Source organism: Salinispora tropica CNB-440 (assembly GCF_000016425.1).
Classification (GTDB): domain Bacteria; phylum Actinomycetota; class Actinomycetes; order Mycobacteriales; family Micromonosporaceae; genus Micromonospora; species Micromonospora tropica.
The window spans coordinates 3,656,921-3,682,768 of record NC_009380.1 but is presented as its reverse complement, the minus strand read 5'-3'; the positions used below and the strand labels follow the sequence as shown (position 1 = coordinate 3,682,768).

30 protein-coding genes are annotated in these 25,848 nt (G+C 70.1%); 27 read left to right on the top strand and 3 right to left on the bottom strand.

All coding sequences use genetic code 11. The features are described from left to right. Window positions 1–6: 6 nt before the first annotated feature. From STROP_RS16095 to STROP_RS16015, 17 genes are all read left to right on the top strand, one after another. The gene (locus STROP_RS16095) at window positions 7–1,440 is read left to right on the top strand and encodes an FtsW/RodA/SpoVE family cell cycle protein (protein ID WP_050765070.1); all 1,434 of its coding nucleotides are present in this window, start codon (window positions 7–9) and stop codon (window positions 1,438–1,440) included. Further along, window positions 1,440–2,546: an undecaprenyldiphospho-muramoylpentapeptide beta-N-acetylglucosaminyltransferase gene (gene murG / locus STROP_RS16090; protein ID WP_012014424.1), complete on the top strand. Its 1,107-nt coding sequence runs from the start codon at window positions 1,440–1,442 to the stop codon at window positions 2,544–2,546. The genes STROP_RS16095 and murG overlap by 1 nt, the downstream gene beginning before the upstream one ends. Further along, window positions 2,543–4,087, top strand: a complete 1,545-nt coding sequence (gene murC, locus STROP_RS16085; RefSeq protein WP_012014423.1) for a UDP-N-acetylmuramate--L-alanine ligase — start codon at window positions 2,543–2,545, stop codon at window positions 4,085–4,087. The genes murG and murC overlap by 4 nt, the downstream gene beginning before the upstream one ends. Window positions 4,088–4,119: 32 nt before the next feature. Further along, a complete protein-coding gene (locus tag STROP_RS16080; RefSeq protein ID WP_026275709.1) occupies window positions 4,120–4,905 on the top strand; it encodes a cell division protein FtsQ/DivIB in 786 nt (261 codons plus the stop codon). A 225-nt stretch (window positions 4,906–5,130) separates the two neighbouring features. Further along, window positions 5,131–6,246 (top strand): cell division protein FtsZ, encoded by a 1,116-nt coding sequence (ftsZ, locus tag STROP_RS16075; protein WP_012014421.1) that lies wholly within the window; start codon window positions 5,131–5,133, stop codon window positions 6,244–6,246. Window positions 6,247–6,255: 9 nt separating this feature from the next. After that, complete coding sequence (locus STROP_RS16070; protein ID WP_012014420.1) at window positions 6,256–7,002, top strand: YggS family pyridoxal phosphate-dependent enzyme; 747 nt, start codon at window positions 6,256–6,258, stop codon at window positions 7,000–7,002. A 186-nt stretch (window positions 7,003–7,188) separates the two neighbouring features. Continuing rightward, entirely contained in the window at window positions 7,189–7,878 is a 690-nt protein-coding gene (locus STROP_RS16065; RefSeq protein WP_012014419.1) for a cell division protein SepF, read from the top strand. A gap of 30 nt (window positions 7,879–7,908) precedes the next feature. Continuing rightward, the gene (locus tag STROP_RS16060; RefSeq protein WP_012014418.1) at window positions 7,909–8,217 is read left to right on the top strand and encodes a YggT family protein; all 309 of its coding nucleotides are present in this window, start codon (window positions 7,909–7,911) and stop codon (window positions 8,215–8,217) included. Between the two features lie 41 nt (window positions 8,218–8,258). After that, on the top strand, window positions 8,259–9,071 hold the full coding sequence (locus STROP_RS16055; protein ID WP_012014417.1) for a DivIVA domain-containing protein: 813 nt from the start codon (window positions 8,259–8,261) through the stop codon (window positions 9,069–9,071). Between the two features lie 76 nt (window positions 9,072–9,147). Then, window positions 9,148–9,732: a hypothetical protein gene (locus tag STROP_RS16050; protein WP_012014416.1), complete on the top strand. Its 585-nt coding sequence runs from the start codon at window positions 9,148–9,150 to the stop codon at window positions 9,730–9,732. After that, entirely contained in the window at window positions 9,719–10,039 is a 321-nt protein-coding gene (locus STROP_RS16045) for a DUF167 domain-containing protein (RefSeq protein ID WP_012014415.1), read from the top strand. Before STROP_RS16050 ends, STROP_RS16045 begins: the two co-directional genes overlap by 14 nt. Window positions 10,040–10,589: 550 nt before the next feature. Then, on the top strand, window positions 10,590–11,009 hold the full coding sequence (locus tag STROP_RS16040) for a TraR/DksA family transcriptional regulator (RefSeq protein WP_012014414.1): 420 nt from the start codon (window positions 10,590–10,592) through the stop codon (window positions 11,007–11,009). A gap of 63 nt (window positions 11,010–11,072) precedes the next feature. Beyond that, on the top strand, window positions 11,073–11,771 hold the full coding sequence (lspA, locus tag STROP_RS16035; RefSeq protein WP_012014413.1) for a signal peptidase II: 699 nt from the start codon (window positions 11,073–11,075) through the stop codon (window positions 11,769–11,771). Then, the gene (locus tag STROP_RS16030) at window positions 11,768–12,712 is read left to right on the top strand and encodes an RluA family pseudouridine synthase (RefSeq protein WP_012014412.1); all 945 of its coding nucleotides are present in this window, start codon (window positions 11,768–11,770) and stop codon (window positions 12,710–12,712) included. Before lspA ends, STROP_RS16030 begins: the two co-directional genes overlap by 4 nt. Window positions 12,713–12,760: 48 nt before the next feature. Beyond that, window positions 12,761–13,936, top strand: coding sequence for a hypothetical protein (locus STROP_RS16025; protein ID WP_012014411.1), 1,176 nt, complete (start codon window positions 12,761–12,763; stop codon window positions 13,934–13,936). Window positions 13,937–13,978: 42 nt separating this feature from the next. After that, a complete protein-coding gene (locus STROP_RS16020; RefSeq protein ID WP_012014410.1) occupies window positions 13,979–15,442 on the top strand; it encodes an AAA family ATPase in 1,464 nt (487 codons plus the stop codon). Window positions 15,443–15,498: 56 nt separating this feature from the next. Then, window positions 15,499–16,326 (top strand): DUF2567 domain-containing protein, encoded by an 828-nt coding sequence (locus STROP_RS16015; protein ID WP_012014409.1) that lies wholly within the window; start codon window positions 15,499–15,501, stop codon window positions 16,324–16,326. Here STROP_RS16015 and STROP_RS16010 read toward each other — a convergent pair. Beyond that, window positions 16,241–16,939 (bottom strand): LON peptidase substrate-binding domain-containing protein, encoded by a 699-nt coding sequence (locus STROP_RS16010; protein WP_012014408.1) that lies wholly within the window; start codon window positions 16,937–16,939, stop codon window positions 16,241–16,243. The two genes, STROP_RS16015 and STROP_RS16010, sit on opposite strands and share 86 nt — an antisense overlap. Window positions 16,940–17,046: 107 nt before the next feature. Between STROP_RS16010 and hisD the strand changes: the two genes are divergently transcribed. The 10 genes from hisD to hisF all read left to right on the top strand — a co-directional run bounded on the left by hisD (window position 17,047) and on the right by hisF (window position 24,481). Continuing rightward, a complete protein-coding gene (gene hisD, locus STROP_RS16005; protein WP_026275093.1) occupies window positions 17,047–18,369 on the top strand; it encodes a histidinol dehydrogenase in 1,323 nt (440 codons plus the stop codon). Then, window positions 18,366–19,442, top strand: coding sequence for a histidinol-phosphate transaminase (locus STROP_RS16000; RefSeq protein WP_012014406.1), 1,077 nt, complete (start codon window positions 18,366–18,368; stop codon window positions 19,440–19,442). The genes hisD and STROP_RS16000 overlap by 4 nt, the downstream gene beginning before the upstream one ends. Then, a complete protein-coding gene (hisB, locus tag STROP_RS15995) occupies window positions 19,439–20,050 on the top strand; it encodes an imidazoleglycerol-phosphate dehydratase HisB (RefSeq protein WP_012014405.1) in 612 nt (203 codons plus the stop codon). Before STROP_RS16000 ends, hisB begins: the two co-directional genes overlap by 4 nt. A gap of 31 nt (window positions 20,051–20,081) precedes the next feature. Next, window positions 20,082–20,255 (top strand): hypothetical protein, encoded by a 174-nt coding sequence (locus STROP_RS25230; protein WP_012014404.1) that lies wholly within the window; start codon window positions 20,082–20,084, stop codon window positions 20,253–20,255. Beyond that, the gene (gene hisH, locus STROP_RS15990; protein WP_012014403.1) at window positions 20,252–20,917 is read left to right on the top strand and encodes an imidazole glycerol phosphate synthase subunit HisH; all 666 of its coding nucleotides are present in this window, start codon (window positions 20,252–20,254) and stop codon (window positions 20,915–20,917) included. Before STROP_RS25230 ends, hisH begins: the two co-directional genes overlap by 4 nt. Then, window positions 20,914–21,237, top strand: a complete 324-nt coding sequence (locus STROP_RS15985) for a hypothetical protein (RefSeq protein WP_012014402.1) — start codon at window positions 20,914–20,916, stop codon at window positions 21,235–21,237. Before hisH ends, STROP_RS15985 begins: the two co-directional genes overlap by 4 nt. Window positions 21,238–21,253: 16 nt before the next feature. Beyond that, on the top strand, window positions 21,254–21,979 hold the full coding sequence (gene priA, locus STROP_RS15980) for a bifunctional 1-(5-phosphoribosyl)-5-((5-phosphoribosylamino)methylideneamino)imidazole-4-carboxamide isomerase/phosphoribosylanthranilate isomerase PriA (protein WP_012014401.1): 726 nt from the start codon (window positions 21,254–21,256) through the stop codon (window positions 21,977–21,979). A 158-nt stretch (window positions 21,980–22,137) separates the two neighbouring features. Then, window positions 22,138–22,587: a MarR family winged helix-turn-helix transcriptional regulator gene (locus STROP_RS15975; protein ID WP_018830542.1), complete on the top strand. Its 450-nt coding sequence runs from the start codon at window positions 22,138–22,140 to the stop codon at window positions 22,585–22,587. A 5-nt stretch (window positions 22,588–22,592) separates the two neighbouring features. After that, window positions 22,593–23,597 carry an NADP-dependent oxidoreductase gene (locus STROP_RS15970; RefSeq protein WP_012014399.1) on the top strand — a complete coding sequence of 335 codons (1,005 nt, stop codon included), beginning with the start codon at window positions 22,593–22,595 and terminating at the stop codon, window positions 23,595–23,597. Window positions 23,598–23,713: 116 nt separating this feature from the next. After that, window positions 23,714–24,481 carry an imidazole glycerol phosphate synthase subunit HisF gene (hisF, locus tag STROP_RS15965; RefSeq protein WP_012014398.1) on the top strand — a complete coding sequence of 256 codons (768 nt, stop codon included), beginning with the start codon at window positions 23,714–23,716 and terminating at the stop codon, window positions 24,479–24,481. 49 nt (window positions 24,482–24,530) lie between these two features. Here the strand turns inward: hisF and STROP_RS15960 are convergent, their stop codons facing one another. After that, window positions 24,531–24,992, bottom strand: coding sequence for a hypothetical protein (locus tag STROP_RS15960; RefSeq protein WP_026275092.1), 462 nt, complete (start codon window positions 24,990–24,992; stop codon window positions 24,531–24,533). A gap of 144 nt (window positions 24,993–25,136) precedes the next feature. Beyond that, entirely contained in the window at window positions 25,137–25,793 is a 657-nt protein-coding gene (gene yczE, locus STROP_RS15955; RefSeq protein ID WP_012014396.1) for a membrane protein YczE, read from the bottom strand. Between the last annotated feature and the right edge of the window lie 55 nt (window positions 25,794–25,848).

Genomic DNA, 25,848 nt, shown 5'->3' with positions numbered 1-25,848 from the left:
ACGCCCCTGCGCGGCCTGAGCGCCGCCGGCGGGTTGGCCGCGCTGCGCGGCCTGCTGGCCCGGCCGCTGGCTTCCTACTACCTGTTGCTGTTCAGCGCCGGCCTGCTGCTGCTGATCGGTCTCACCATGGTCTTCTCGGCGACCAGCGTGGAGGACTTCGCCAAGCGCGGCGATGCCACCGAGTCGCTGACCAAGCAGGCCATCTTCGCGGTGATCGGCATCGTGGCCTTCTGGGTGTGCCAGCGGCTGCCGGTTCGCACCTTCCAGGCCCTCGCCTGGCCGGCTCTCGGGGGCGCGGTGGTGTTGCTGCTGCTCCTGAATCTGTTGCTTGTGCTCGGCTCGCTGGCCGGCGTTGACCAGGTTGGCCCGTTCTCCGTATACATAAACTGGCTGTACCTCGGGCCGATCCAGCTCCAGCCCTCTGAGCTGGCGAAGTTCGCCCTCGTCCTGTGGGGGGCGGACGTGGTCGCTCGTAAGGGCGCCAAGCTCGGCTGGTGGCGGGAGTTGGCGACACCGCTGTTCCCGGTGCTGGGGCTGCTGTTCGTGTTGGTCGGCTACAACGACCTGGGCACGATGCTCTGTCTACTGGCCTTGGTCGTCGGGCTGCTCTGGGCGGCCGGGGTGCGGTTGCGGGTCTTCGCGGTGCTGGGCGCGGTCGGCCTGCTCGGCGTTGGTCTGCTGGTGGCGGTCGCGTCACTCGGCGCTGGGTCGAGCAATGCGGGCGACGAGGACGGGGATAATTTCCGGCTGGCGCGGCTGACGAACTTCATCGACCCGCCGCCGCTCGAAACCTGCAAGTTGCACGACTGCTACCAGATGCTCCAAGCTCGGTACGCGATCGAGCACGGGGGCTGGTTCGGCACCGGCTTGGGTAAGAGTTCCCTGAAGTGGGGCTCGCTTCCGGCCGCGGAGAATGACTTCATCTTCGTGGTCATCGCTGAGGAGCTGGGTGTTGTCGGGTGCGGTGTGGTCGTGGCGCTCTTCGCGGTGCTCGCGTACACCGGGCTGCGGATCGCCCGCCGAGTGACCGGCCGGTTCCGGCAGCTCGCCGCGGCCTCCGCGACCGCCTGGTTGATCGGCCAGGCGATGATCAATATCGGTGGGGTGATCGGGTTGCTGCCGCTGACCGGCGTGCCGCTGCCGTTCATCTCCGACGGCGGGAGCGCCCTTGTCGTCACGCTCGCCGCGGTCGGCATGCTCGCCTCGTTCGCCCGGGCCGAACCTGATGCGGCGAGAGCCCTGCATGCCCGTCCGCCGGCCCGATGGGTCCGACTAGTCTGGGCCCCGTTGCCGCCGCTTCCCGGCCGGCGCCGCCCGGGTGCCCCGCCGGCTCCCCGGGCCCGGGCGCCCCGGGGACGGCACGAAGACGACCAGGCCGCACCGCGTGCCGTCCGGGCGAACCGGGCCCGGCGTGGGTCGGCGGAGGAGAGGAGACGGTGATGGGTCCGCTGCGTTCGGTGGTGCTTGCGGGAGGTGGCACCGGGGGGCACATCTACCCGCTGCTCGCCTTCGCCGACTGCCTGCGCCGGCACGACTCCGGCATCCGGATCACCTGTCTGGGCACCCCGAAGGGCCTGGAGAACGAGCTGATCCCGCCCGCCGGGTACGACCTGCGTCAGATCCCCGCGTACCAACTGCCCCGCTCGGTAAACCTGGACCTGGTCAAGACCCCGGGCCGGATGTGGACCGCGGCCCGGGCGGCCGGCAAGGTCATCGACGAGGTGCAGGCCGATGCGGTGGTCGGGTTCGGCGGGTACGTCTCGGTCCCGGCGTACCTCGCCGCCTGGCGGCGTGAGCTGCCGATCGTCATCCACGAGGTCAATGTGCCACCGGGGGTGGCCAACCGGCTGGGCATGAAGTTCACCAAGCACCTCGCGGTGGGATTCCCGCACCAGCCGGCGCAGGCCGAGTCGCTGCGCGGGGCCCGGGTGGTGGGGGTGCCGCTGCGCCGAGGAATCGCCGGTCTGGACCGAGCCGCCATGCGCAACGCCGCCCGCGCCCACTTCGGGCTCCGTCCGGATCTGCCGGTGCTCTTCGTCGCCGGCGGATCGCAGGGTGCCCGCTCGATCAACCTGGCGGTCACCGGGGCGGCCAAGGAACTGGCCCGCAACGGAGTGCAGGTGCTGCATGTGGTCGGTGCCCGCAACGAGGCGGTGTCGGTGCCGACCGACCTGCCCGCACCGTACGTGACGTTGCCGTACCTGTCGCAGATGGAGTTGGGGTACGCCGCGGCCGACCTGATGCTCGGTCGGGGCGGGGCGATGACCTGTGCGGAGGTGGCGGCGGTCGGGCTGCCGACGGTCTACGTGCCGTACCCGCACAGCAATCAGGAGCAGCGACGAAACGCGTTGCCGGTGGTGGAGGCCGGGGGCGGACTACTCGTTGACGACGCCGAGCTGACGCCGGCCTGGGTGGAGAGCACCGTGATCCCGCTGATCCGTGACCCGCACCGGCTGGCCACGATGGGGGCCGCCGCCGCTGCTTACGGGCATCGTGACGGCGACGAAGCACTACTCAATTTTGTCTATGAGGCGGTGGTCCGGTGAGTGGGAAGAGCGCGGCGAAGTTCTCCCCGGCCGGTCGACTGACGGCGGAGGATCTCGGCGCCATCCATCTGATCGGGGCGGGCGGGGTCGGGATGAGCGGCCTGGCCCGGCTCTTTCTCACCCGCGGGATCTCGGTCTCCGGCAGCGAGCTGCGCGAGTGGCCGTCCCTGGCGGGCCTGCGGGCGCTGGGTGGCACCATCCACATGAGTCACGAGGTGGCCAACCTCGACGGTGTGGACACCGTCGTCTACTCGTCGGCGATCCCGTCCGACCACCTGGAACTGGTGGAGGCGCGCCGTCGTGGCCTGCGGGTGCTGCACCGTTCCGAGGCGCTCGCCACGGCGATGACCGGCCGACGGACGGTCGCGGTGGCGGGTACCCATGGCAAGACCACCACCACCTCAATGGTGACCATGGTGCTCCAGCAGGCCGGGGTGGATCCGTCCTTCGTGATCGGCGGGGAGATATCCGAGGTCGGTTCTGGGGCGCACCACGGCACAGGTGACTACTTCGTGGTGGAGGCGGACGAGAGCGACCGCTCCTTTCTGATCTATCGGCCGTTCGTCTCGATCATCACCAATATTGAGGCCGATCACCTGAACACCTACGGTGACCTGGCCAATCTGGAAGCAGCCTTCGCCGACTTCGCCCGCCTCACCGACCCGGACGGGTTCATCATCACCTGCGCTGACGACGTGGGTGGTCGGCGGCTGGCCGAGACGCTTCGCGCCGAGGGGCGGCGGGTGTACACGTACGGCATCTCGACCGATGCGGACCTACGGTTGACCGAGATGGCCTCATCCACCCGCGGCATCCGTTACCTTGCCGAGATCGACGGCCGCTCGTTGGGCGAGTTCCGGCTGCCGGTTCCGGGGCGGCACATGGGCCTCAACAGCGCCTCGGCGGTGCTCGCCGAGTACCTGTTGGACCTGCCGCTGGAGGCAGCGCAGTCCGCACTGGCGGCTTTTCCCGGCGTGCGGCGGCGCTTCGAGCGTAAGGGCGTGGCGGACGACGTACTGGTCTACGACGAGTACGCCTACCACCCGACACCTATTGCCCTCGCGCTACGGACGTTGCGGGAGGTGGCCGGCGACGGAGGGCTGATCGTGGTATTCCAGCCCTACCGGCTCTACCGCACCCGCGACCTGCAGGCGGAGATCGCCGAGGCCCTCGCCATCGCCGACGAGTTGGTGTTGCTGGAGGTCTTCGGCCCCGGGGAGCTGCGGGAACCGGGGGAGGGATCGGCGGCGCTGATTGAGGCGGTGCCACTGCCGGTCGACCGGAAGGTCTTCGTGGACTCCTGGGATGCGGCACCGGTCGAGGTGGCCCGCCGAGCCAAGCCGGGCGATGTCGTGGTGACGATGGGAGCGCCGCCCAGCTCGCTCATGGGTGACCAGCTACTCGACGCGCTGTCGAGGCGGGGCGCGGCGGGCCCCGCCGGCACCGTACCCGGCGGCGATGTTGGGGGCGCGACGACGATTGGGGGCACCATCCCCGATATCCCTGGTGGCTCCACTCCAGATGCCTCCGCCGCCGGATGAGTTCGGGGCCCACGCGTCGGCGTACCTCCGGGGTGGAGGGGGGCGTCGGCCGCCGCCGTGGGCCGGTCCGCCGCTGGCAGCTGGTTCGGGCAGGCCGGGACGCGGTGCCCGCCTCAACCCGACGGTTCATGGCCCGTGCCCGGCAGCGCCGAATGCGAGCGGTTCTGCCCTGGGCGCTCGCGGTAGGCGGGCTGGCGCTGGCTGGGTTGGTCGGCTGGGTGCTGGTTGGTACTGGCTTGTTCGGGGTGCGTGAGGTGCGGGTGGAGGGGGCCGAGTTGGTGACCTCGGTCGAGGTGCGTGACGTGGCTGGGGTGCCCGACGGCACGCCGCTGGCCCGGGTGGACCTTGCGGCCACCGCGGGGCGTATCGGTGCCCTGCCCGCGGTCGAGCGGGTTGACGTGACGCGGGACTGGCCGGATGTCCTCGTGGTCCGGTTAACCGAGCGGACCGGTGCGGCGGTGGTGCCGCAGGACGGCCAGTTTCTTGTGGTGGATGCTACTGGGGTCGTCTTCCGCCGGCTGTCGGCTCCCCCCGACGGCCTACCGGTGATCCGGCTGGCGACGCCGGGTCCGGCCGATCCGGAGACGCAGGCTGCCCTGGCGGTGCTCGCCGAGCTCACCCCGCAGTTGCGGGCCGAACTCCTGGACATCACGGTCGAAGGGCTGGCCCGACTCACGCTTCACTTGCGTGATGAGCGGCGGGTGGTGTGGGGGGACGCGACCCGCGGGGCGGACAAGGCGCGAGTCGCCACCGCGCTGCTGAACCGGGCGGCGGCCACGATCGATGTCAGCGCTCCGGACGTGGTGACCATCCGGTGATATGTGACGCGCCCGCCAAGCGACACGCCGCCGGGTTGCTTGGCACATTGGGCGGAGGCGCTTACGTTGCCCCGAAGAGGATCAGTGGTTGACATAAATGTAACCCTCTAGTAGAGGGTGAGGGTTTACACCCGAGCCCTGGTGATGGCCGCGTCGTCAACCGTTGATCCTGGGCAAGCCGAGTGGCGCGGCCCATGCCAATCTCGAGGGGGAAAGGACCTTCAGATGACACCTCCGCACAACTACCTGGCGGTCATCAAGGTCGTCGGTATCGGTGGCGGCGGCGTGAACGCTGTCAACCGAATGATCGAGGTTGGGCTCAAGGGCGTCGAGTTCATCGCGATCAACACCGATGCACAGGCGCTTCTGATGAGTGACGCCGATGTCAAGCTTGACGTGGGTCGGGAGCTGACCCGTGGCCTGGGCGCCGGCGCCAACCCGGATGTCGGTAAGAACGCGGCTGAGGACCACCGCGACGAGATCGAGGAAGTCCTGAAGGGCGCCGACATGGTCTTCGTGACCTGCGGCGAGGGCGGCGGCACCGGCACCGGCGGAGCTCCGGTGGTGGCGAACATCGCCCGTAAGCTCGGCGCGCTCACCATCGGCGTGGTCACCCGACCGTTCTCGTTCGAGGGCAAGCGCCGTCAGGTGCAGGCTGAGGCCGGCATTGACGAGCTGCGTAACCAGTGCGACACGCTGATCGTGATCCCGAACGACCGGCTTCTCGCGCTCGGTGACCGGAACATCTCCATGATGGACGCCTTCCGCACCGCGGACCAGGTGCTCCTCTCCGGTGTCCAGGGGATTACCGACCTGATCACCACTCCCGGTCTGATCAACCTGGACTTCGCCGATGTCAAGAGCGTCATGAGTGGTGCCGGCAGCGCGTTGATGGGGATCGGAAGCGCCCGGGGCGAGAACCGGGCGGTGGAGGCGGCCGAGGCGGCCATCTCCAGCCCGCTGCTGGAGCAGAGCATGGACGGTGCACGCGGCGTGCTGCTCTCGATCGCTGGTGGTTCCGATCTGGGACTGTTCGAGATCAACGATGCGGCGCAACTGGTCACCGACGCGGCCCACCCGGAGGCCAACATCATCTTCGGCGCGGTTATCGACGACGCTCTCGGTGACGAGGTGCGGGTCACCGTCATCGCCGCGGGCTTCGACGGAGGCGCGCCCGCATACAAGGCAGCCGAGCCGGCGCGCAAGACGAATCAGAACCAGCCGGCACCGGCCACGCCAGCGGCCCCGGCGGCACCCACCACCCCCGCCCCGCAGCAGTCGCCGCGTCGGGTTCTCTTCGACGATGTCGATGTTCCCGACTTCCTCAAGAACGGTTCCTGAGCCCTGCCGATGACCAACACCCCCGCCACGGCACCGACCAATCGGAACGCCGAGCTCGCAGCTGGCCTTGCCCGAGTCCGTACCCGAATCGCCGACGCCTGTGCGGCGGCCGGTCGGGATCCCGGGGAGGTGACCATGATCGCGGTGACCAAGACGTACCCGGCGAGTGACGTTGTCGCCCTGATCGGGCTCGGGGCCACTGAGGTGGGGGAGAACCGGGACCAGGAGGCCGCGGCGAAGGCGGCCGAGGTGGCGGCGGCGGGGGTGACGCCCCGGTGGCACTTCATCGGCCAACTCCAGCGGAACAAGGCGAAGTCGGTGGTCCGGTACGCCGATGTCGTGCACTCGGTGGACAGTGTCCGGTTGGCCCGGGCGCTGGATCGGGCTGCGGGAGCGGAACGGGACCGGCCGTTGGATGTGCTCCTTCAGGTCAGCATCGACGGGGCGGTGGGTCGCGGTGGTGCGTTGCCCGGCTCCGCCGACCCGGATGCGGGGCTCGATCCGCTGGCCGAGGTGGTGGCCGGTGTGGACGGGCTGCGGCTTACCGGTTTGATGGCGGTGGCACCGCTGGGGTGGGAGCCGGACCGGGCGTTTGCCCGGCTGGCGGAGGTGGCGGCCGGGTTCCGGGTCCAGCATCCGCAGGCGACGTTGTTGTCGGCGGGCATGAGCGGGGATCTGGAACCAGCGGTCCGGTACGGCGCGACACATGTCCGGGTGGGCAGCGCGTTACTCGGAATGCGCCCCACGCTGCGGTAGCCTGGCCGCCAGGAGCAAATTACATCGGTGTTGTTTGGTGGGAGTGGCATTCCTATCGTCGGGGTTGCGGCGCGCGACGCGAAACGCGCGCCCAGGGGGTGTCGATCCGGCGGGCAGAAGTGAACCACTTGCGGCAGGCGACAGGCACGGGGGTGCGTGCCGTAGGGCGGATGGGAAGGGCGCGGGATGGGTGCGCTGCGCAAGGCGGGGGTCTGGCTCGGTCTGGTCGAGGAGGACGACGAGCGGGCTTACGACGACGGTGGCTACGACAAGGGGGACTACCGCGAGTCGCGGTATCGGTCGAGCCGATACTCCGAGGACTTCGGAGACGACGACGCCGACGACGCCGAGGAGGCCGCCCCGCCCCGCTCGCGGCTCGGCGACCGGGGGCGCCTGGAGCGGGCTGCGGCGCGGGCCAGTGACGTGGATCACCGTGAGGACGGCGAGCAGCCGGAGCGGGTCGAGCGCACCAGCGTCCGGTCGATCACCCGGTCCGCCCCCGAGCCGTCTGGCGCCCTGAGCTACCACACCCGCGACAACCTGGCCTTGGCGCCGCAGGCGCCGGTGCGGGAGCGTGTGCCGGTGGAGGAGGATCAGCGTTACCAGATCACCACGCTGCACCCGACGACCTACCGGGAGGCGCGGACGATCGGCGAGCACTTCCGAGACGGTGTCCCCGTGATCATCAACCTGACGGAGATGGATGAGGCGGATGCGCGGCGACTGGTTGACTTCGCCGCCGGGCTCGCGTTCGGGCTGCGCGGTACGATCGAGCGCGTGACCAATCGGGTGTTCCTGCTTTCGCCGGCCAATGTCCAGGTCACCGCGGAGGACAAAGCCAAGATCGCTGAGGGTGGTTTCTTTAGCCTCAGTTGATCAGCCCGAGTGCAAGGGACGTCGCCAGCCGTGTTGTCAATCCTGCTCCAGGTCCTATATCTGGTCTTGTTTGTCTTTCTTCTTATCCTGTTGTCCCGATTTGTGTTGAGTGCGGTGCTCCAGTACGGCCGGCGTTGGCAACCAGGGCGTGGGGCATCGGCGGGACTGGAAACCGTGTGGAGCGTCACTGATCCCCCGCTCCACGCGTTGAGGCGTGTGATCCCTCCGCTGCGAATTGGTACCGTGAGCATCGACCTGGCCTCCCTTGTGCTCCTGGTTATCCTGTTCGTGCTGATGGAGTTCGTGTTAGGGCCGTCGATCATCAGGACCGCTGGATGACCGATGCGCTTTCGCGGCCGCAACTGACCCGAGGAGTTTCGATGCCGCTGACCCCGGCCGACGTCCACAACGTCGCCTTCAAAAAGCCGCCGATCGGCAAGCGGGGGTACGACGAGGAGGAGGTCGATGCCTTCCTGGACGAGGTCGAGCGTGAGTTGGCCCGTCTGATCGAGGAGAACAACGAGCTGCGCGCTCAGGTGGAGCGCGGTGGGCGGGGCGGCGCCCCCGCCGGTCCGGTCGGCCCTGGCGGTGACGCCCGGCTCGCCGCCGAGCTCAACGACATGAAGGCCCAGCTCGACCGGGTCCAGCGCGACAAGGCCGGGGCCGAACAGGCCGCCCGCGCGATGCAGGCGGAACTGGAGCAGGTCCGCGGCGCCGGTGCCGTGCCGGCCGGCGGCGACGGCGAGCAGCAGGCGCTCCGGGTGCTGATGATGGCCCAGCGGACCGCCGACGATCACGTCACCGACGCACGCCGGGAAGCCGACCAGGTGCTCTCCGAGGCTCGGTCCAAGGCCGAGGAGGTCACCCGCGAGGCGCGGGCCAAGGCCGATGCCCTGGAGCGGGACGCCCGGCAGCGGCACCAGGAGGCCATGGGCGGCCTGGACACCAAGCGCACCGCGCTGCAGAAGCACATCGAGGAGCTCAAGCAGTTCGAGCGCGAGTACCGCACCCGCCTCAAGGCGTACCTGGAGAGCCAGCTGCGTGACCTTGACAGCCGTGGGCAGGGCCCGGACGTCGAGATGGACCGGACCGATGGTGGAGGACGCGCCGGTGGTGGCAACGGCCTCGCGGCTGCCGGTCTCGCCGGCTCCTACGGCGGTGGTCGCTCTGGTGCGCTGGAAGCCGGTCGCTGACCGCGCCGGTCGGCGGTCGTTCCGCTGACGGTTGCGCGGTCTCGCCCAGAATCGGAACGAGACGCGGGGGTGAGCTTTGATAGTCGCCAGTATCCTGCTCATTCTCGTTGCGGCGGTGCTGCTGGTGGCTGGCCTCGCCGACGGATCCAGCATCCTGCTGGTCGTCTCCATCGCGGCTAGTCTGCTGGCCGCCGTCGCGCTCGTCGTGGGTGCCCGCCAGGCAGCTGCGACCCGGGCAGCGGCGGAGCGGAGCCAGTCCGAGGCTGATCGGGGCTGTGGACGTGCCGACCGGCAGCCGGGCGGCTTCATGCTTTCCGGTCAGCCCGTTCCCCCGCCGATTGACCATGGTGGCACCGGGTGGCGGCAACCACCCGGGCCGCCGGTCGTTGTCTCCGAACTGGTTGTGGACGACGAACCGGCTGCGCAGACGGTTTCCCCAGTGGAGGCAGCACGGCTGGCCCAGCTCGACCGGGCGGTGTGGGTGGTTGACGCCCACCCCCGTTACCACCTGGCCGGCTGTGCGCGGCTACTCGGCGAGCCCGAGCCGCTTCCCGTCGCCGAGGCGATAGACCTCGGCTTTACCCCCTGCTCCCACTGCGCCCCGGTTGCCGCCCTGTTGATCGAGGAAGGGCGGATCGCCAGCGGCGGTGCCGGTGCCTGAGGCGTCAGACGCCCGCATCGATGAGGCACTGACCGTAGCCGTCCGGATCAAGCCGGGGTCGTCTCGGTCCCGGGTTGGGGGCCGATATATGGGTCCGTATGGCCCCGCTCTGGTCATTGCGGTGACGGCACCGCCGGTGGACGGGCGGGCCACCGAGGCGGCGCGCCGTGCCCTCGCCGAGGCGTTCGGAGTCCGGCGGGCAGCGGTCTCGCTAGGCGCGGGGGCGGCCAGCCGGAACAAGATTTTCTATGTTGGCGGGTCCGGTGTCGAGATCACCCGGACGCTGCACCGACTCCGCGACGGATAGGCCCGTAAGGCCTGCCGGCCCCGTGCCCTGGCCTACCCCTGTCCCTGGTCCGTTGCCCCGTCCCCTTGGTCCTGACCTGTCGTCCTGCCTCGGGCCCTGGCAATCGGTGCTTCTGGTTGCCGGTGGCGGTGGCCAGTCCCGTCGGGCGCTGGTGGCAGCCTGCTCCCCCCGCTTCCGAGACGGCGGAGGTTTCCGAGGCGGCGGACGCTTCCGAGGCGGCGGAGGCTTCCGAGACGGCGGAACGAGGCGCAGTGGTGGCTGTGGACAGCTGGCTGGCAGCCGCGGGTGGCGTACTGGTTTGGCGATTACGACCAGGGTCGGAGTGTTCGGTCTGCTAGCGTTCCTTTTGCCCGATATGGGTCAATTGGGGGTGGACGTCAGGGTGCCGGTGCGCCACATTGTCGGACGCCTGTACGTTCCGTATCCTTGCGAACCTCTGGAGTGCGCGGCCGTCTGGCTGCGCGCCCGTTTTGTACCTGGGGGCGCCGAACGCGGCGGCCCCTGTCCAGGTGCCGCGGTCCTCCGCGGCTCCGCGGCTAAGGGAGCGACGATGGCGAAGCCAGCCGACACGAGGACCGCCGGCCGTAAGCCGGCGACCAAGTCCACCCGCAGCGCGGCGGAGACCGAGAAGATCCGGGCAGCCCTGGCAGCACGGCGGGACGAGCTTCGCGCCGAGTATGATCAGACGTTGAGCGAGATCACCGAGCTGCAGCGCGACCGGCTGACCGACTCGGCCGGGGACGACCAGGCCGACACCGGCACCAAGACGTTCGAGCGAGAGCAGGAGATCTCCCTCGCGAACAGCATCCTGGAACGGATCACGCAGGTCGAGCGGGCACTGGAGCGGCTCGATGAGGGTGGCTACGGCTGGTGTGAACGGTGCGGCAACCCGATCCCGGTGGAGCGGCTGGCTGCCTTCCCGTCGGCGACCCTCTGTGTGACCTGTAAGCAGCTGGCGGAGCGGCGCTGAGGCCTCGCTCCCCGGCAGCCCGGTGAGGCGGCGTCCGCCGCCACGAGCGTCGATGGGGAGCAGATGACCGCAGGACCGACCCCGGGATCCGGCCATGCCGAGGCGGCCGGACCAACCGGACCCGCCGAGCCGGTGGGCCGCCCGGCCCCCGGGCCGGATGGTGCCGCCGAGGCGGATGGGCCCGCCGAGGCGGACGGTGCCGTCGACGGTGCGGCGCCGCGACGCCGTACCGCGTCGGTTCTGCTCGGCATCGGCCTCACCGTGCTGGCGCTCGACCTCGTGACCAAGCATCTGGCACTGCGGGCCTTGGAGGGCCGGGAGCCCGTCGAGCTCCTGGGCGGTCTGGTCTATCTCAGCCTCACCCGCAACAGCGGCGCGGCGTGGAGTATCGGCGCCGATCACACCTGGATCTTCTCGCTGATCACCATCGTCGTGATCGGCTGGATCCTCTGGACGGCGCTGCGCCTGCGCTCCCTGCCCTGGGCGGTGTCGTTGGGGCTGGTGCTTGGCGGGGCACTTGGTAACCTGACCGACCGGATCTTCCGTGCTCCGGGCTGGTTCGTCGGTCACGTGGTCGACATGATCAGTGTCCTTGAGCCGTACGGCCGCGCATTTCCGGTCTTCAATGTGGCCGACAGTGCCCTGGTCTGTGGCGTCTGCCTCGCGGTGTTCCTTGAACTGACCGGCCGCCAGCGCGACGGCAGCCGGCTCGGCCGGAACGGACGACGAGCGACCCCCACCGCGCCGCGGGAGCGGGCATGACGGCGGCGTATGCCACCGGTGGTGGCCAACGATCGCTGCCAGTCCCGGACGGGCTCGACGGGCTCCGCCTCGACCAGGCCGTCGCGCGGCTCTTCGGGCTTAGCCGGACGACCGCGGCGGCCCTGGTCGACGCGGGCGCCGCACTGGTCGATGGAACGGTGCGGGCTAATTCCTACAAGATTCGGGCCGGGTCCTGGCTGGAGGTGACACTGCCGGCGCCGGCAGCTCCGCCGGCGGTCGTGCCGCAGGCGGTGTCCGGCCTGCGCGTCGTGTATGCCGACGACGACATCGTGGTGGTGGACAAGCCGGTCGGCGTGGCCGCCCACCCGAGTCCCGGTTGGACCGGACCGACCGTGATCGGTGGGCTTGCCGCGATCGGCCACCGGATCTCCACCAGCGGTGCCGCCGAGCGGCAGGGCGTGGTGCATCGGCTCGATGTCGGCACGACCGGGATCATGGCGGTGGCCAAGAGCGAGCAGGCATACACCAGCTTGAAGCGGGCGTTCAAGTACCGCGAGGTGGAGAAGCGCTACCACGCCGTGGTGCAGGGGCATCTCGACCCGTTACGCGGCACCATCGACGCTCCGATCGATCGGCATCCACACCATGACTACCGCTGGGCGGTGGTCTCGGACGGTAAGCCCAGCATCACCCACTATGACACCCTGGAGGCGTTCCCGGCGGCCAGCCTGGTGGACGTACGGCTGGAGACGGGCCGTACGCACCAGATCCGAGTGCACTTCTCGACGCTGCGCCACCCCTGCGTGGGTGACCTTACCTACGGAGCCGATCCCACCCTCGCCACGCGGCTCGGCCTGGATCGGCAGTGGCTTCATGCCCGGGAGTTAAGGTTCCGGCATCCCCGTACGGGGGAGGAGGTCTGTTTCGTCAGCGATTACCCTGACGATCTGGACCGCGCTCTGGGAATCCTGCGGGACTGAGCACGGCGATGACCTGACCGATCCAACGCGACGAAGGGATCTCCGTCCGTGCGCTCCGGTGACCTGCTGCGTCGGCTGGACCAGCGGCTGTTACCCCACCTTGTGGGCGCGGCGAACCGGCTGGCCCAGGGTCCTGCCCAACGCGGGATTCTCCTCGCGGCTGTGCTGCTCTCCTGCCTCGCGGTGACGGTCACCGCGATGTGGGGGATTGGTGCACCGCAGGTCAGTGCCCCCACCGCTGATGGCGTGACCCGGGTCGGGGTGGCCGCCGGGGAGTCAATTCCGGGATATCTGCAGGACGCCACGGATGACCTGGAGGCGCTGCGGGCGTCCCCGTCCCCGGAGAACGACACCTTCGCACTGGTCTCGCTGGCGACGTATCTGACGCCGCATCAGGCCGACAGTGTCCTCGGTGACGTGCCGGTCGCCGCTGTCATCGGTCGGGTGCCGCTGCCTGAGCGGCAGACCGAGGTGGTGCGGATCGACGCGCCGGGCCTGCCGGATGACGTGATCACCGCCATGGCCGACCTGGCGGCCCGTAAGGATCGGGAGGCGGGCGACTATCGGGCGCGGGCCGTCGCGGTCAGCGACGGGGGACCGGAGCAGCGCGAGCAGCGCGCGCTGTACCTCAGTGCGGCGCAGATGGCGGAGGCCGAAGCCACGGCATACCGCGGTGGGTGCGCCTGCGTGTACGCGGCGGTGGTTCGTGCGGAGCCGGTCGAGCTGCGCCAGGTGGCGTCCCAACCGGACGTGCGGGTCGTTGATCCCGCGCCGGAGGTGCGTCAGCTGGACCGGACCGTCTTCACCCCACCCCTGCCGGAGCAGGATGCGGTCGCGCACCCCCTTGCAGACCTTGATCTGACCACCCCCGATCCGGTGATCCCCGACCCGGCGGTCCCGGATCCGGTGGTCCCCGACCCGGTTGTTCCCGACCCGGCGGTCCCTGCTCCGGTTACCCCCACCTCGGTTGCCCCTGATCCGGTCACCCCCACCCCGGATAGCCCTGATCCGGGCACCTCCGGCTCGCCGACGCCCACGCCGAGTGAGGAACCCGCTCCCGACCCGCTCCCGGAGGTGAGGAAGTCACCATCGACATCATCGAGTTCCACCTACTCGGCCGGCGAGTCACCCACGCCGACGACCTCGACGAACGCGGTCCGCACGGGTACACCCGAGCCGGTTTCGGAAGGTGAGGTCGGCCCGGTGGGAGGTGGATCGGTATAGCCCTAATAGGCTTTCGTTCGTAGCCTGTCAGGGCGAGGCAGGATGGAGCTGGGAGGGCGAGCCGTGGAGGGCAGCGAGACCGGCTGGGGTCAGCCGGCCGAACCGGCACCCCGGTGGCGGGCGTTGCTCGACCGGGCGCGGCTCGGTAGCCGTGCAGCCGAGCCGGCCGGGTCGGACCGGTCGGGGCCTGCCGCCCCGGTCGAGCCATTGCCCCGACGAGCCGCCGGCAACGGCTACGCGGCCCGCGTGCCGGCAACCGGGTCGCATGTGCCGGGTGTCGGCTCGCCGCCTACCGAGCTGTCGTATGGCGCGGAGGCGCGAACGTACGGGGCTGATCCGCGGGACGCCGGGGAGCGGGGTGAGCCGGCGTACCGGGCCGAGCCGGCGTACCGGGCCGAGCCGGCGTACCGGGCCGAGCCGGGCTACCACGCCCCACCGGCTCCTGCTCCGGAGCCCCGCTACTCCGAACCGGAGTCACCGCCAGCGCGGTCCCGCTACGCCTTACTCGACAATGGTTACCGGCACGCGCCGCCGTCCGAGAACGGCTACCGGTCTGATACGGCGTATCGGTCAGATCCGGGGTACCAGGCTGATCCTGGATATCGGTCGGAGAACGACTACTACCCTGAGCCGGCGTACCAGCCCGCGGTGAGTCGGGGCTACGCCAGGGTGGAGTGGCGGCCGCCGTCCGCCCCGAGTGGATCGGAGCGCGCGGCCACCGTACTCCGGGGGGAGCTCGGTAGCCCCCGGGTGCTGGCGTTCGCGAATCCCAAAGGTGGCGTGCACAAAACCACGGCGACCGTGCTGGCCGCCGCAACCGTCGGCAGCGTGCGTGGCCGGGGCGTGCTGGCCTGGGACGACAACGAGCTACGGGGCACGCTCGGTCTGCGTGCGGGCAGCGCCCGGCACGCCCGTACGATCCGGCATCTGATCAGCGACCTTGCGCACATCGAGATCAAGGATGGGCCGGAGTTGCTGGACCAGCTCGACGACTATCTCCGGCACGCCTCGGACGGCTCGTACGACGTGCTGGCGGGTGAGGAGAGTCCCCGTTTCGCCCAGCGGCTCGACCAGTTCACCGTCCGGCGGGTGCTGGAGCTGCTCCGTCGCACGCACGACGTGATCTGCGTGGACACCGGCAACAACGTGGAGAGCCCCAACTGGCGTACCGTGATGCAGGCCGCCGACCAACTCGTGGTCACCACGGTGCCGCGGGAGGACGCCGCGTTCAGCGCTGACTGGATGCTCGACCTTCTGCACGAGGTCGGCATGGGGGAGTTGGCCGACAACGCGGTGACCCTGATCTCGTGTCCGACTCCCGGACACAGTGAGCTCCGGGCCGACCTGGAACGCCACTTCGCTACCCGGACTCGGGCGGTGACCGTGGTTCCGTATGACCCGATCTTGGAGTCCGGCTCGTCAATCGAGTACCACCAGCTCCAGCCAGCGACCCGGGAGGCGTGGTTGAGTGCCACCGCGGTGATGCTGGAGCCGTTCGCCCGCTGAGTGGCGTGTCGTCCACCGGCGCCCCGTGGCGCCGCCCCTCCTGAGAGGATCACCGGGTGAGCGCGGACAACCTCGACCCCGACCGGCCCAGTTCCGGGGCCGTACCGCCGTATGTCGAGTCGCCGGGCGATCGCCCCGCCGCGCCATACCCGGATCGTGCTGCCGCCATCGGGCCGGTACCGCCCGCCTCGTTGACCTGGTACGGGGCACCGCCCGTTGCCGGGACGCCGCGGCCGGGGCTCCGGCCGCAGCTCGGGTGGGCGGCGGCGGGAGCGTTCGGGGTGGTGATCCTTGGTGTCCCGCTGGGGTTGCTCTGGGCCGCGCTGGCTCCCGACACCCCGGTGGTAAAGACCGAGTCGGGCGCTGTCTACGGCGAATCGCAGCCGGAGCAGCCGATCGCCGCCGACGGTTGGTTCAGCCTGCTCGGTCTGGGCTTTGGCATCGTGGTCGCGGTCGGCCTCTGGTTCCTGCTGCGCCGCTTCCGGGGCCCGATCGGACTGGCTGCTGCCGTGCTTGGGTCGCTGGGCGCGGCGCTGGTCGCCTGGCAGGTCGGCCAACGGGTGGGGCTGGCCACCTTCGAGCGCCTGTTGGTGACCGCGGCGGAGGGCCAAACCTTCGGACAACCCGCGCAGCTGCGGGCCGGGGGAGTGGAGTGGGTGGGTCTCCTACCGGTGCCGTACGGCAACGTGCTCCTGCCCGCGTTTGGCGCGGCGGTTGGTTACACCCTGTTGGCGGGCTGGTCCCGTTGGCCGTCGTTGCGGCCGGAGCCAACTCCCGAATGGCCCGCTGGGCCGGGCGTCAGTTGGGCGTCGGCGGAGACGCCAACTCCTTCAGCGGCACCGGAACCGCCCGGACCTGGCGCAGCAGAGCCACCTCGCGGGTGAGCAGCCGCAGTTCGGCGCGGAGCCGGGTAGCGGTACCGTCGATGGCGAGCAACCGCTGTCGGTCGGCGAGGGTCAGCGCGGTCGTCGCGGCGACCAGGTGCGACAGGACTGTCGGATCCTCCGGGAGCTGCTCCGAGATCTCTTCCGGGTCGGCGCGGATCAGGCTCAGGTACTGCCGGAAGACCGCGGTCACCCGGGCGGGTAGCTCCCCAGCCTCGTCTGGGGTGTGTGGCTCGGGCAGCCACTCGACCTCGGCGGTCAGGTAGGGCGCGCTGGCTCGGTCGACCGCACCCATCCGGAACCGCTGCCGACCCACGGTGACGATGTCGTAGCCCCCGTCCGGCAGCTCGGTCACCTGTCGCAGCTCGGCGGTGCAGCCCACCTCGTGCAGCGTGACGTCGTCGCCGGGCAACGGGCGGCCGTCCGGTGCGGTGGGAGCGACCTCCCAACCGGCCCGGATCGCCACCACACCGAACTCACGCCGCCCCTGCTCCGGCAGGGCGAGTAGGTGGCGCACCAGCGCACGGTATCGATCCTCGAAGATGTGCAGCGGCAGCACCAGACCGGGGAAGAGAACGGTCCCGAGCGGGAACACCGGCAGCCGCGCAGTCACGGGTCGAGGGTAGCCCGATCCGCCGCCGGAGGGGGTGTCTCGGCTCACCGTCTCGTCGTGTGGGCGGTGCCGGTCAGCCTGGACTCGAGCCGCCTAGACTCGCAAGGGTGTTGCATCGGATCGACCTACGAGACGGGGTTCGTGACCCACGTCGCCTGCTGCCCCGTGCCCGGCTTGATGTCTCCGCGGCTGTCGAGCGGATCCGCCCGCTCGTGGAGGAGGTGCGGGAGCATGGCTACTCGGCGATCCGAGCGGCGAGCGAGCGGTTCGACGGGGTTTCTCCGGAGGTGCTGCGGGTCCCGGTGCAGGCGATCGCCGAGGCGGAGGGGGCGCTTGACCCGCGGGTCCGCGCCGCGTTGTTGGAGTCGATCAACCGGGCCCGCCGGGTACACGCCGCGCAGCGGCGCAGCGACCACACCACGCAGGTCGTGCCGGGTGGCACGGTCACCGAGCGTTGGGTTCCGGTTGACCGGGTCGGACTCTACGTGCCCGGTGGTCTGGCGATGTACCCGTCAACGGTGGTCATGAACGTCGTGCCCGCGCAGGAAGCCGGGGTGCGTTCGTTGGTCGTGGCCAGTCCACCGCGCAAGGACAACGGCGGGTTGCCCGACCGGCGGGTGCTCGCCGCCTGCGCCCTGCTTGGGGTAGACGAGGTGTACGCCGTCGGCGGGGCCCAGGCAGTGGCGATGCTCGCGTACGGCAGCTCGGTGGATCCTGACAGCACCGCCTTCTGTACGCCGGTTGACCTGATCACCGGCCCGGGCAACATCTGGGTCACCGCCGCCAAGCGGTTACTGCGCGGCGTGGTCGGCATCGACGCCGAGGCCGGGCCCACCGAAATCGCAATTCTGGCTGACCACACCGCCGATCCGGTGCATGTGGCCGCCGACCTGATCAGCCAGGCCGAGCACGACCCACTTGCGGCGAGCGTGCTGGTCACGCCGTCGGTGGAGCTGGCCGACGCGGTGGACCGGGAGCTTGCCCGGCAGGTACCGGCGACCCGGCACACCGAGCGGGTTGACACCGCCCTCACCGGGGAGCAGAGCGGCATCGTCCTCGTTGCGGACCTGGCGGCCGGGCTGCGGGTGGTTGACGCGTACGCGGCCGAGCATCTGGAGATCCAGACCGAGAATGCCCGGGAGTGGGCGCTGCGGGTGCGCAACGCCGGGGCGATCTTCGTCGGCGCCTGGTCGCCGGTGTCGCTCGGCGACTACTGCGCCGGCTCCAACCATGTGCTGCCCACCGGGGGCTGTGCCCGGCATTCGTCGGGCCTGTCGGTGCAGTCCTTTCTGCGCGGTGTCCATCTGGTGGAGTACACACAGGACGCGCTCCGGGACGTGGCGCCCCACGTGGTCGCCCTGGCGACGGTGGAGGACCTGCCGGCACACGGCCAGGCGGTCACCGCTCGGCTGTCGGAGGAGGCGTCGTGACCAGCCTGGACGATCTGCCGATCCGGGCGGACCTGCGCGGGCTGACCCCGTACGGGGCGCCGCAGCTGGACGTGGCGGTTCGGTTGAACACGAATGAGAACTCGTACCCGGTGCCGGACGCGGTGGCCGAGACGATCGGTAGGGCGATCGCCGCCGAGCTGCGGGACCTCAACCGGTATCCGGACCGGGACGCGGTGGCGCTCCGCGACGATCTGGCGGCGTACCTGGGGGATGGGCTCAACCTTGACCAGGTGTGGGCGGCCAACGGCTCCAACGAGGTCCACCAGCAGCTGCTCCAGGCCTTCGGCGGACCGGGACGGACCGCGCTCGGCTTCGTGCCGGCATATTCGATGCATCCGCTGCTGGCGCTCGGCACCGGCACCCGGTGGACGCCGGCCCGGCGTGGCGTGGACTTCGGGCTGACCGTCGGCGATGCGGTGGAACAGGTTCGTGAGCACCGTCCGGACGTGGTCTTTCTCTGCTCACCGAACAACCCCACCGGCACTGTCCTGGACCTGGCCGTGGTCGCCGCCGTGCTGGCCGAGGCACCGGGGATGGTGGTGGTCGACGAGGCGTACGCGGAGTTCGCGCGGGCCGGCACGGTCAGCGCCCTGTCGCTGCTGAGCGGCCATCCCCGGCTGGTGGTGACCCGTACCATGAGTAAGGCGTTTGGGTTTGCCGGCGGTCGGTTGGGTTATCTGGCCGCCGACCCGGCGGTGGTGTCGGCCCTGCAACTGGTCCGGCTGCCGTATCACCTGTCGGCGCTGACCCAGGCAGCGGCACGGGCCGCCCTGGCGCATCGCGACGAGTTGCTGGGCACCGTCGCCGCGATCAGGGTGCAGCGGGACCGGATCGTGACCGAGCTCCGTGCCCGCGGTCACCGGGTCGCCGACAGTGACGCCAACTTCGTGCTGTTCGAGGTCGGCGGGGACCAGCACACCGCGTGGCAGGTCCTGCTCGATGCCGGGGTACTGGTTCGCGACGTTGGCCTGCCCGGCTGGTTGCGGGTCACCGCCGGCACCCGCGCCGAGACCGATGCCTTCCTGCTCGCTATGGAGAAGCTTTCGTCATGAGTCGCACCGCCCGGGTCGAGCGGGTCACCAAGGAGACCAAGGTCCTCGTCGAGATTGACCTCGACGGTAGTGGCAAGGCTGATATCGAGACCGGTGTCGGCTTCTACGACCACATGCTGCACCAGATCGCCCGGCACGGGGGGTTTGATCTCACCGTGCACACGGTCGGCGATCTTCACATTGACGCTCATCACACGATGGAGGACACGGCGTTGGCGCTGGGCTCCGCGGTTGATCGTGCGCTGGGGGACCGGGCCGGTATCCGGCGGTACGGCTCGGCCACCGTCCCGATGGACGAGGTGTTGGTCCGCGCAGCCGTCGACATTTCGGGTCGGCCGTACGTTGTGCACGATGAGCCGCCGCTCGCTCCGTACATCGGACCGGTCTATCCCACCAGCATGACCCGACACGTCTGGGAGTCCTTCGGCCAGTCGGCCCGGGTCACGCTGCACGTCGACGTGCTGCGGGCAGCCCGACCGGGCGGGCACCCGGACGCGCACCACGTGGTGGAGGCCCAGTTCAAGGCGGTGTCCCGGGCGCTGCGTGAGGCGACGGCCGTGGATCCGCGGTTTACCGGTGTCGTGCCCAGCACGAAGGGGACACTGTGAGGACCGTCGTCGTGAGTGGAGGGTGGCACTGATGGGTGGGCTGCTACCGGTCCTGCTGCTGATCCTGGCTGGGGTGCTGGTCGGTGGGGCGTTCTCGTTGCACCGGCAGGGGGCGCCGCGCGGCGTGGTGCTCACCACCGCGGCGCTGTCCATGTTGGCAGCGGTCGCCGGGGGTCTGTGGTTGCTGCCGGGGGAGGGTTCATGAGCAGGGTCGTGGTGCTGGACTACGGGTCGGGGAATCTCCGCTCCGCGGAGCGCGCCCTCGCGGCGGCCGGCGCGGACGTGACGGTGACCGACGACCTGGCCGCCGCCGCCGATGCGGATGGCTTGGTGGTCCCCGGGGTCGGGGCTTTCGCCGCCTGCATGGCGGGGATTGAGGCGCTGGGCGCCGGTCCGGTGATTGTCGAGCGGGTCGACGCCGGCCGTCCGGTGCTCGGCATCTGCGTCGGTATGCAGGTGCTCTTCGAGCGTGGTGCCGAGCACGGTGTGGTGACCGAAGGTCTTGGACTGTTGCCCGGCCAGGTGGGTCAACTCCCCGCAGCGCGGCTGCCGCACATGGGCTGGAACACGGTCTCTCCGCCGGCCGATTCGGTGCTGTTCGCCGGCCTGGCCCAGAGCCGGTTCTACTTCGTGCACTCGTATGCGGTGGGCGGCGCGGCCGCGTTGGCCACTGCTGGCGTCGCCGTGACCACCGCCCACCATGGGACGGAGTTCGTGGCGGCCGTGGAGCGGGGGCCGCTCAGCGCCGTCCAGTTCCATCCGGAGAAGTCCGCCGACACTGGTGCCGCGCTGCTGCGCAACTGGTTGAACACGCTGTCGTTGTGGGCTCAGCCGACGACCGGCCGTCCCGCTGGGGGGCGTCGGTGAGCAAGGAGCGGGCGCGGCGCCGGGCTGCTCGCGAGGCGGAGGCGGCGCAGCGGCGGGCGGTGCGGCAGCGGCAGCTCGCCCGGCAGGCCCAGCGGCGGGCGCTGCTTCGTCGGCTGACTCCGCCAGTACGCCGGGGGCGGATCGGCCGGCTGCCTCGGCGAACCCGAGGCGAGCGCGCCGCGATCGTGTTGTCGACGGTGGCCGCGATCCTGATGATCTGGTCCCTGGTAGATGACCTCGCGTTGCGGTTCGGGCTGGTCGCGCTCCTGCTTCTCGTACTCCCGGCGGTCGTGGTGATCGCCTTGGACCGTCGTTCTTGATCAGAGGAGATTCTCAGTGAGCCTCACGCTGTTGCCCGCCGTTGATGTCGCTGACGGGCAAGCGGTCCGGTTGGTGCAGGGCGCCGCCGGTAGCGAGACCGTCTACGGCGATCCCTTCGACGCCGCGTTGGCCTGGCAGCGGGACGGAGCGGAGTGGATTCACCTGGTTGACCTGGACGCGGCCTTTGGCCGGGGTTCCAACGCGGAGCTGCTCGCCGACGTGGTGCGTCGCCTGGACGTGCGGGTGGAGCTCTCCGGCGGGATCCGCGACGATGCGTCGTTGCAGGCCGCGCTGGCGACCGGGGCCGCTCGGGTCAACATCGGCACCGCCGCGCTGGAGGATCCCCAGTGGTGCGATCGGGTCTGTGGCGAGTACGGCGACCGCGTGGCGATCGGGCTCGACGTCCGGGGGCAGACCCTGTCCGCCCGGGGCTGGACCCGTGACGGCGGCGACCTGTGGGAGGTGCTGGCGCGGCTGGATCGGGCTGGCGCGTCCCGGTACGTGGTCACCGACATCACCAAGGACGGCACCATGCGCGGGCCGAACCTGGGGTTGCTCCGTGAGGTCTGCGCCCGCACCAACGCCCCGGTGATCGCCTCCGGTGGTATCTCCACCCTGGCTGATCTGCGGGCATTGGCGGCTCTGGAGCCGGTCGGGGTGGAGGGCGTCATCGCCGGCAAGGCGCTGTATGCGGGTGCCTTCACCGTGGCTGAGGCGTTACGGACGCTGGCCGACGCCTGAGTCCTCCCGTGGGTGGTGCCGTGGCTCGTGACCGGGCGAGCCCGGCTGGCCGGTGGGCGGGGTAGTACTCGGCCCGGATCAGGTGGTCGAAGGGTTACCTGGGATGTGACTTGGCCAATCTAGTTGTGCCCAACTGAATTGCGCACTACCTTTTGTGTGTGACCGATGAACTGGTGCTGCGGGGGCAGGTGTGCTTCGCGCTCTATACCGCATCGCGCGCGTTGACCGACGTGTATCGGCCGATCCTCGCCGAGTTCGGCCTGACGTATCCGCAGTATCTCGCGCTGCTCGTGCTCTGGGAGTACGAACACGAAGAGCCGCTGACCGTCTCCGGGCTTGGCGCTCGGCTACATCTGGACTCCGGCACGCTCTCCCCGCTGCTCAAACGGCTGGAGGCAGCGGGCCTGGTGGTTCGGCGGCGATCGGCGGTCGACGAGCGGCGGGTGGCGGTGGAGTTGACCGCGGCGGGGTCGGCCCTGCGCGGGCGCATGGCCGACGTTCCCCGCCGGATGACCCAGGCAACCGGGCTGGGCGCCGATGATCTTGTCGAGTTGCGCGACACCCTCACCCGAGTCACCAGGACGATCCACCAACACAAGGAGCAGTAGCGATTATGAATAGCGCCGCAAACCGTGAGATTCATCTGGCCGCACGTCCGCAGGGCTGGCCGACCGAGGACACCTTCCGGTTGGCCACCACCGACGTCCCCACCCCCGGGCCCGGGCAGATCGTCGTCCGCAATACCTTTATGTCTGTCGATCCATATATGCGGGGACGGATGAATGACGTTGCGTCGTACGTCCCGCCCTTCGCGTTGGACGCACCGCTCGACGGCGGGGCGGTCGGCGAGGTGGTGGCGAGCGAGGCCGATGGCTTCGCCGTCGGCGACACCGTGCTCCACGGGCTCGGCTGGCGGGAGTACGCGCTGTTGGATGCGTCGACCGTCCGGACGGTCGATCCTGCCCTCGCCCCGGTCAGCACGTACCTCGGAGTGCTCGGCATGACCGGGCTCACCGCGTACGCCGGACTGCTCGAGGTTGCCGCGATGCAGCCGGGGGACACCGTCTTCGTCTCTGGTGCGGCCGGTGCGGTGGGCAGCATGGTCGGTCAGATCGCCAAGCTCCGCGGCGCTGGCCGGGTGGTCGGCAGCGCCGGCTCACCGGCCAAGGTCGAGCGGCTGCGGGCGCTCGGCTTCGACGCCGCCTTCGACTACCACGACGGCCCGGTGCTGGACTCGCTGCGCTCCGCCGCGCCGGACGGGATCGACGTCTACTTCGACAACGTGGGCGGCGAGCACCTGGAGGCGGCGATCGGCGCGATGCGGCAGAACGGCCGGGCCGCGATCTGCGGGATGATCGCCCAGTACAACGCGGCTGAGCCGCCGGCTGCCCCGCGCAACCTGGCGATGATCATCAGCAAGCGGCTCACCCTCCGCGGCTTCATCGTCTCCGACTACGGGCAGCTGGGCGAGCAGTTCGTGCAGGAGGTCGGCGGCTGGTTGCGCGACGGGAAGCTCAGCTACGACGAGACGATCATTGACGGCATCGAGAACGCTCCGGCGGCCTTCCTGGGCCTGCTCCGTGGCGAGAACCTCGGCAAGATGCTGGTCCGGGTCTGAGTAGGGTCCCTGCTCAGATCGGCAGCTAGGGACGACCTACCCTATCCAACCCGATCCGACCGGTGGCGGGCCGTACACGACGACCACCGGCGGATCGCGTTGGCTAGGCTGGCGGCATGTCCCTGGCCGTACGCGTGATTCCCTGCCTTGACGTGGACGCTGGGCGGGTGGTCAAAGGTGTCAACTTCCTGGACCTGCGGGACGCGGGTGATCCGGTGGAGCGGGCCGCGGCGTACGACCGGGCGGGCGCTGACGAGCTGACGTTCCTGGATGTCACCGCCTCCGTGAGCGACCGCGGCACGATGCTGGACGTGGTCCGCCGCACCGCTGAGTCAGTCTTTATTCCGCTCACCGTTGGTGGCGGGGTGCGGCAGGTCAGTGACGTCGACGCGCTGCTGCGCGCGGGCGCGGACAAGGTCGGCGTGAACACCGCCGCGATTGCCCGCCCCGAGTTGATCGCTGAGATCGCTGACCGGTTCGGTCGGCAGGTACTGGTGCTCTCCCTCGACGTACGGCGCGCCTCCTCCGGCACCACGGCCAGCGGGTTCGAGGTGACCACTCACGGCGGTCGACGTGGTGCCGGCATCGATGCCATCGACTGGGCGCGGCGCGGCGCCGAGCTGGGTGCGGGTGAGATCCTGCTCAACTCGATGAGTGCCGACGGCACCAAGACCGGTTTTGACCTGGAGCTGATCCGCGCGGTGCGGGCGGTGGTCAACGTTCCCGTGGTCGCCAGCGGGGGTGCGGGCGCGGCGGGTCACTTCCCACCAGCGATCGACGCTGGCGCCGACGCGGTGCTCGCCGCGAGCGTCTTCCACTTCGGCGAACTCACCGTCGGCGAGGTCAAGGACGCGCTTCGCGGGAAGGGCCACCCGGTTCGCTGAGTCCGCGTGCTCGTCGCCCAACCGTCCGTACGAGGCCCACGCGGGCCCGTCAGTCCTGGTGGGCACGGTTCTCCGGGGAACGTCGTGGCATCGGGATGGAACGCACCACGTACTCCTGCACTGCCGCCGCGTGTTCGGCCTCGCACAGGTGCCAGTCCGCGTCTCCCGGAGTGTGTCGACGGATCAACGCGCCCTGCACGGTGTCGACCGTGGTGGCCAGGCCGGCATTGGGTCGGGTGCGCCAGAGCCGTTCACCGTCCGGTGTGATCCTGAACCAGCCGTCGGTGACGCTGACCAGACCAGCGCCGACCAGCCGGCGGACGGCGACCTCGATCTCGCGGCGTTCGGGTAGCGCGCGGTTGAGGTGGTCGGCGGTGGAGAGCACGTCGGCGAGACGGACCCCTTCCGGCCGGCGGCTGGACGCTGCCCGGCGGTGCCGGCCGGCACCGCTGGCGATCACCAACGAGACGAAGATCCAGGCGTCGGCCCACTGCCATCGGTTCTCCCCCATGGCCAGATTGTGCCGATTCCTCGCCGGAAAGGAAACACCTCCTCTCATTGGGCTACAACCGGTCGTCCTGTGCGTTGCTAGCGGTGACCCGGACAGCCGGTGGGGGGTCGGGCGTGACGGGGACGGTGCGCGGGAGCGCACGGCTCAACCGGGAGCCGGGACCGGGGTGGAGGTGGGCGGGGTGGGGTTGGGCGGAAGAGGGACCGTCACGCGGGGCAGCACGAACTGGGTCAGCGGGCCGATGGTCAGGGCATACGCCACCGTGCCGGGGCCCACCGTGCCGCCGAGCAGCCAGCCCAGCCCGAGTACGGCGACCTCGATGGTGGTGCGGACGAGCCGGATCGAGAATCGTGGCTGGCGGGCGACGAAGCCGGTCATCAGGCCGTCGCGGGGGCCGGGGCCGAGCCGGGCGCCGAGATAGAGTCCGGTTGCCGTGCCGTTGGCGACGATCCCGCCGACGAGTAGGGCGGTTCGGGTGGCGAGCGGCAGGCCCGCCGGTAGCAGGGCGAGGGTGGCGTCCACCACGAGCCCGACCACCACCACATTGCTGACCGTGCCGAGGCCCGGCCGCTGCCGCAGCGGGATCCACAGCAGCAACACCAGCGTCCCGACCGCGATGGTCACCGTGCCGAAGGAGAGCCCGGTGTGCCCGGCGAGCCCTTGGTGGAAGACGTCCCAGGGGTCCAGGCCGAGGCCGGAGCGGATCAACAGGGCCATGCTCACGCCGTAGAGGGTGAGCCCAGCGTAGAGCTGGGTCAGCCGTCGCGCGGGTCGGTAGCTGAGATTGCCAATCTGGGTCACGCATGCCAACCTAGTAGCCAATCAGGCAACCAGTAGAGCCAATATTGGTGGAGTG

Excerpts from the sequence above, each read along its gene's own strand:
- murG (WP_012014424.1), top strand. The coding sequence starts at position 1,440 with ATGGGTCCGCTGCGTTCGGTGGTGCTTGCGGGAGGTGGCACCGGGGGG.
- ftsZ (WP_012014421.1), top strand. The coding sequence starts at position 5,131 with ATGACACCTCCGCACAACTACCTGGCGGTCATCAAGGTCGTCGGTATC.
- STROP_RS16070 (WP_012014420.1), top strand. The coding sequence starts at position 6,256 with ATGACCAACACCCCCGCCACGGCACCGACCAATCGGAACGCCGAGCTC.
- STROP_RS16065 (WP_012014419.1), top strand. The coding sequence starts at position 7,189 with ATGGGTGCGCTGCGCAAGGCGGGGGTCTGGCTCGGTCTGGTCGAGGAG.
- STROP_RS16055 (WP_012014417.1), top strand. The coding sequence starts at position 8,259 with ATGCCGCTGACCCCGGCCGACGTCCACAACGTCGCCTTCAAAAAGCCG.
- STROP_RS16040 (WP_012014414.1), top strand. The coding sequence starts at position 10,590 with ATGGCGAAGCCAGCCGACACGAGGACCGCCGGCCGTAAGCCGGCGACC.
- lspA (WP_012014413.1), top strand. The coding sequence starts at position 11,073 with ATGACCGCAGGACCGACCCCGGGATCCGGCCATGCCGAGGCGGCCGGA.
- STROP_RS16030 (WP_012014412.1), top strand. The coding sequence starts at position 11,768 with ATGACGGCGGCGTATGCCACCGGTGGTGGCCAACGATCGCTGCCAGTC.
- STROP_RS16020 (WP_012014410.1), top strand. The coding sequence starts at position 13,979 with ATGGAGCTGGGAGGGCGAGCCGTGGAGGGCAGCGAGACCGGCTGGGGT.
- hisB (WP_012014405.1), top strand. The coding sequence starts at position 19,439 with ATGAGTCGCACCGCCCGGGTCGAGCGGGTCACCAAGGAGACCAAGGTC.
- STROP_RS25230 (WP_012014404.1), top strand. The coding sequence starts at position 20,082 with ATGGGTGGGCTGCTACCGGTCCTGCTGCTGATCCTGGCTGGGGTGCTG.
- hisH (WP_012014403.1), top strand. The coding sequence starts at position 20,252 with ATGAGCAGGGTCGTGGTGCTGGACTACGGGTCGGGGAATCTCCGCTCC.
- STROP_RS15970 (WP_012014399.1), top strand. The coding sequence starts at position 22,593 with ATGAATAGCGCCGCAAACCGTGAGATTCATCTGGCCGCACGTCCGCAG.
- hisF (WP_012014398.1), top strand. The coding sequence starts at position 23,714 with ATGTCCCTGGCCGTACGCGTGATTCCCTGCCTTGACGTGGACGCTGGG.
- STROP_RS15960 (WP_026275092.1), bottom strand. The coding sequence starts at position 24,992 with ATGGGGGAGAACCGATGGCAGTGGGCCGACGCCTGGATCTTCGTCTCG.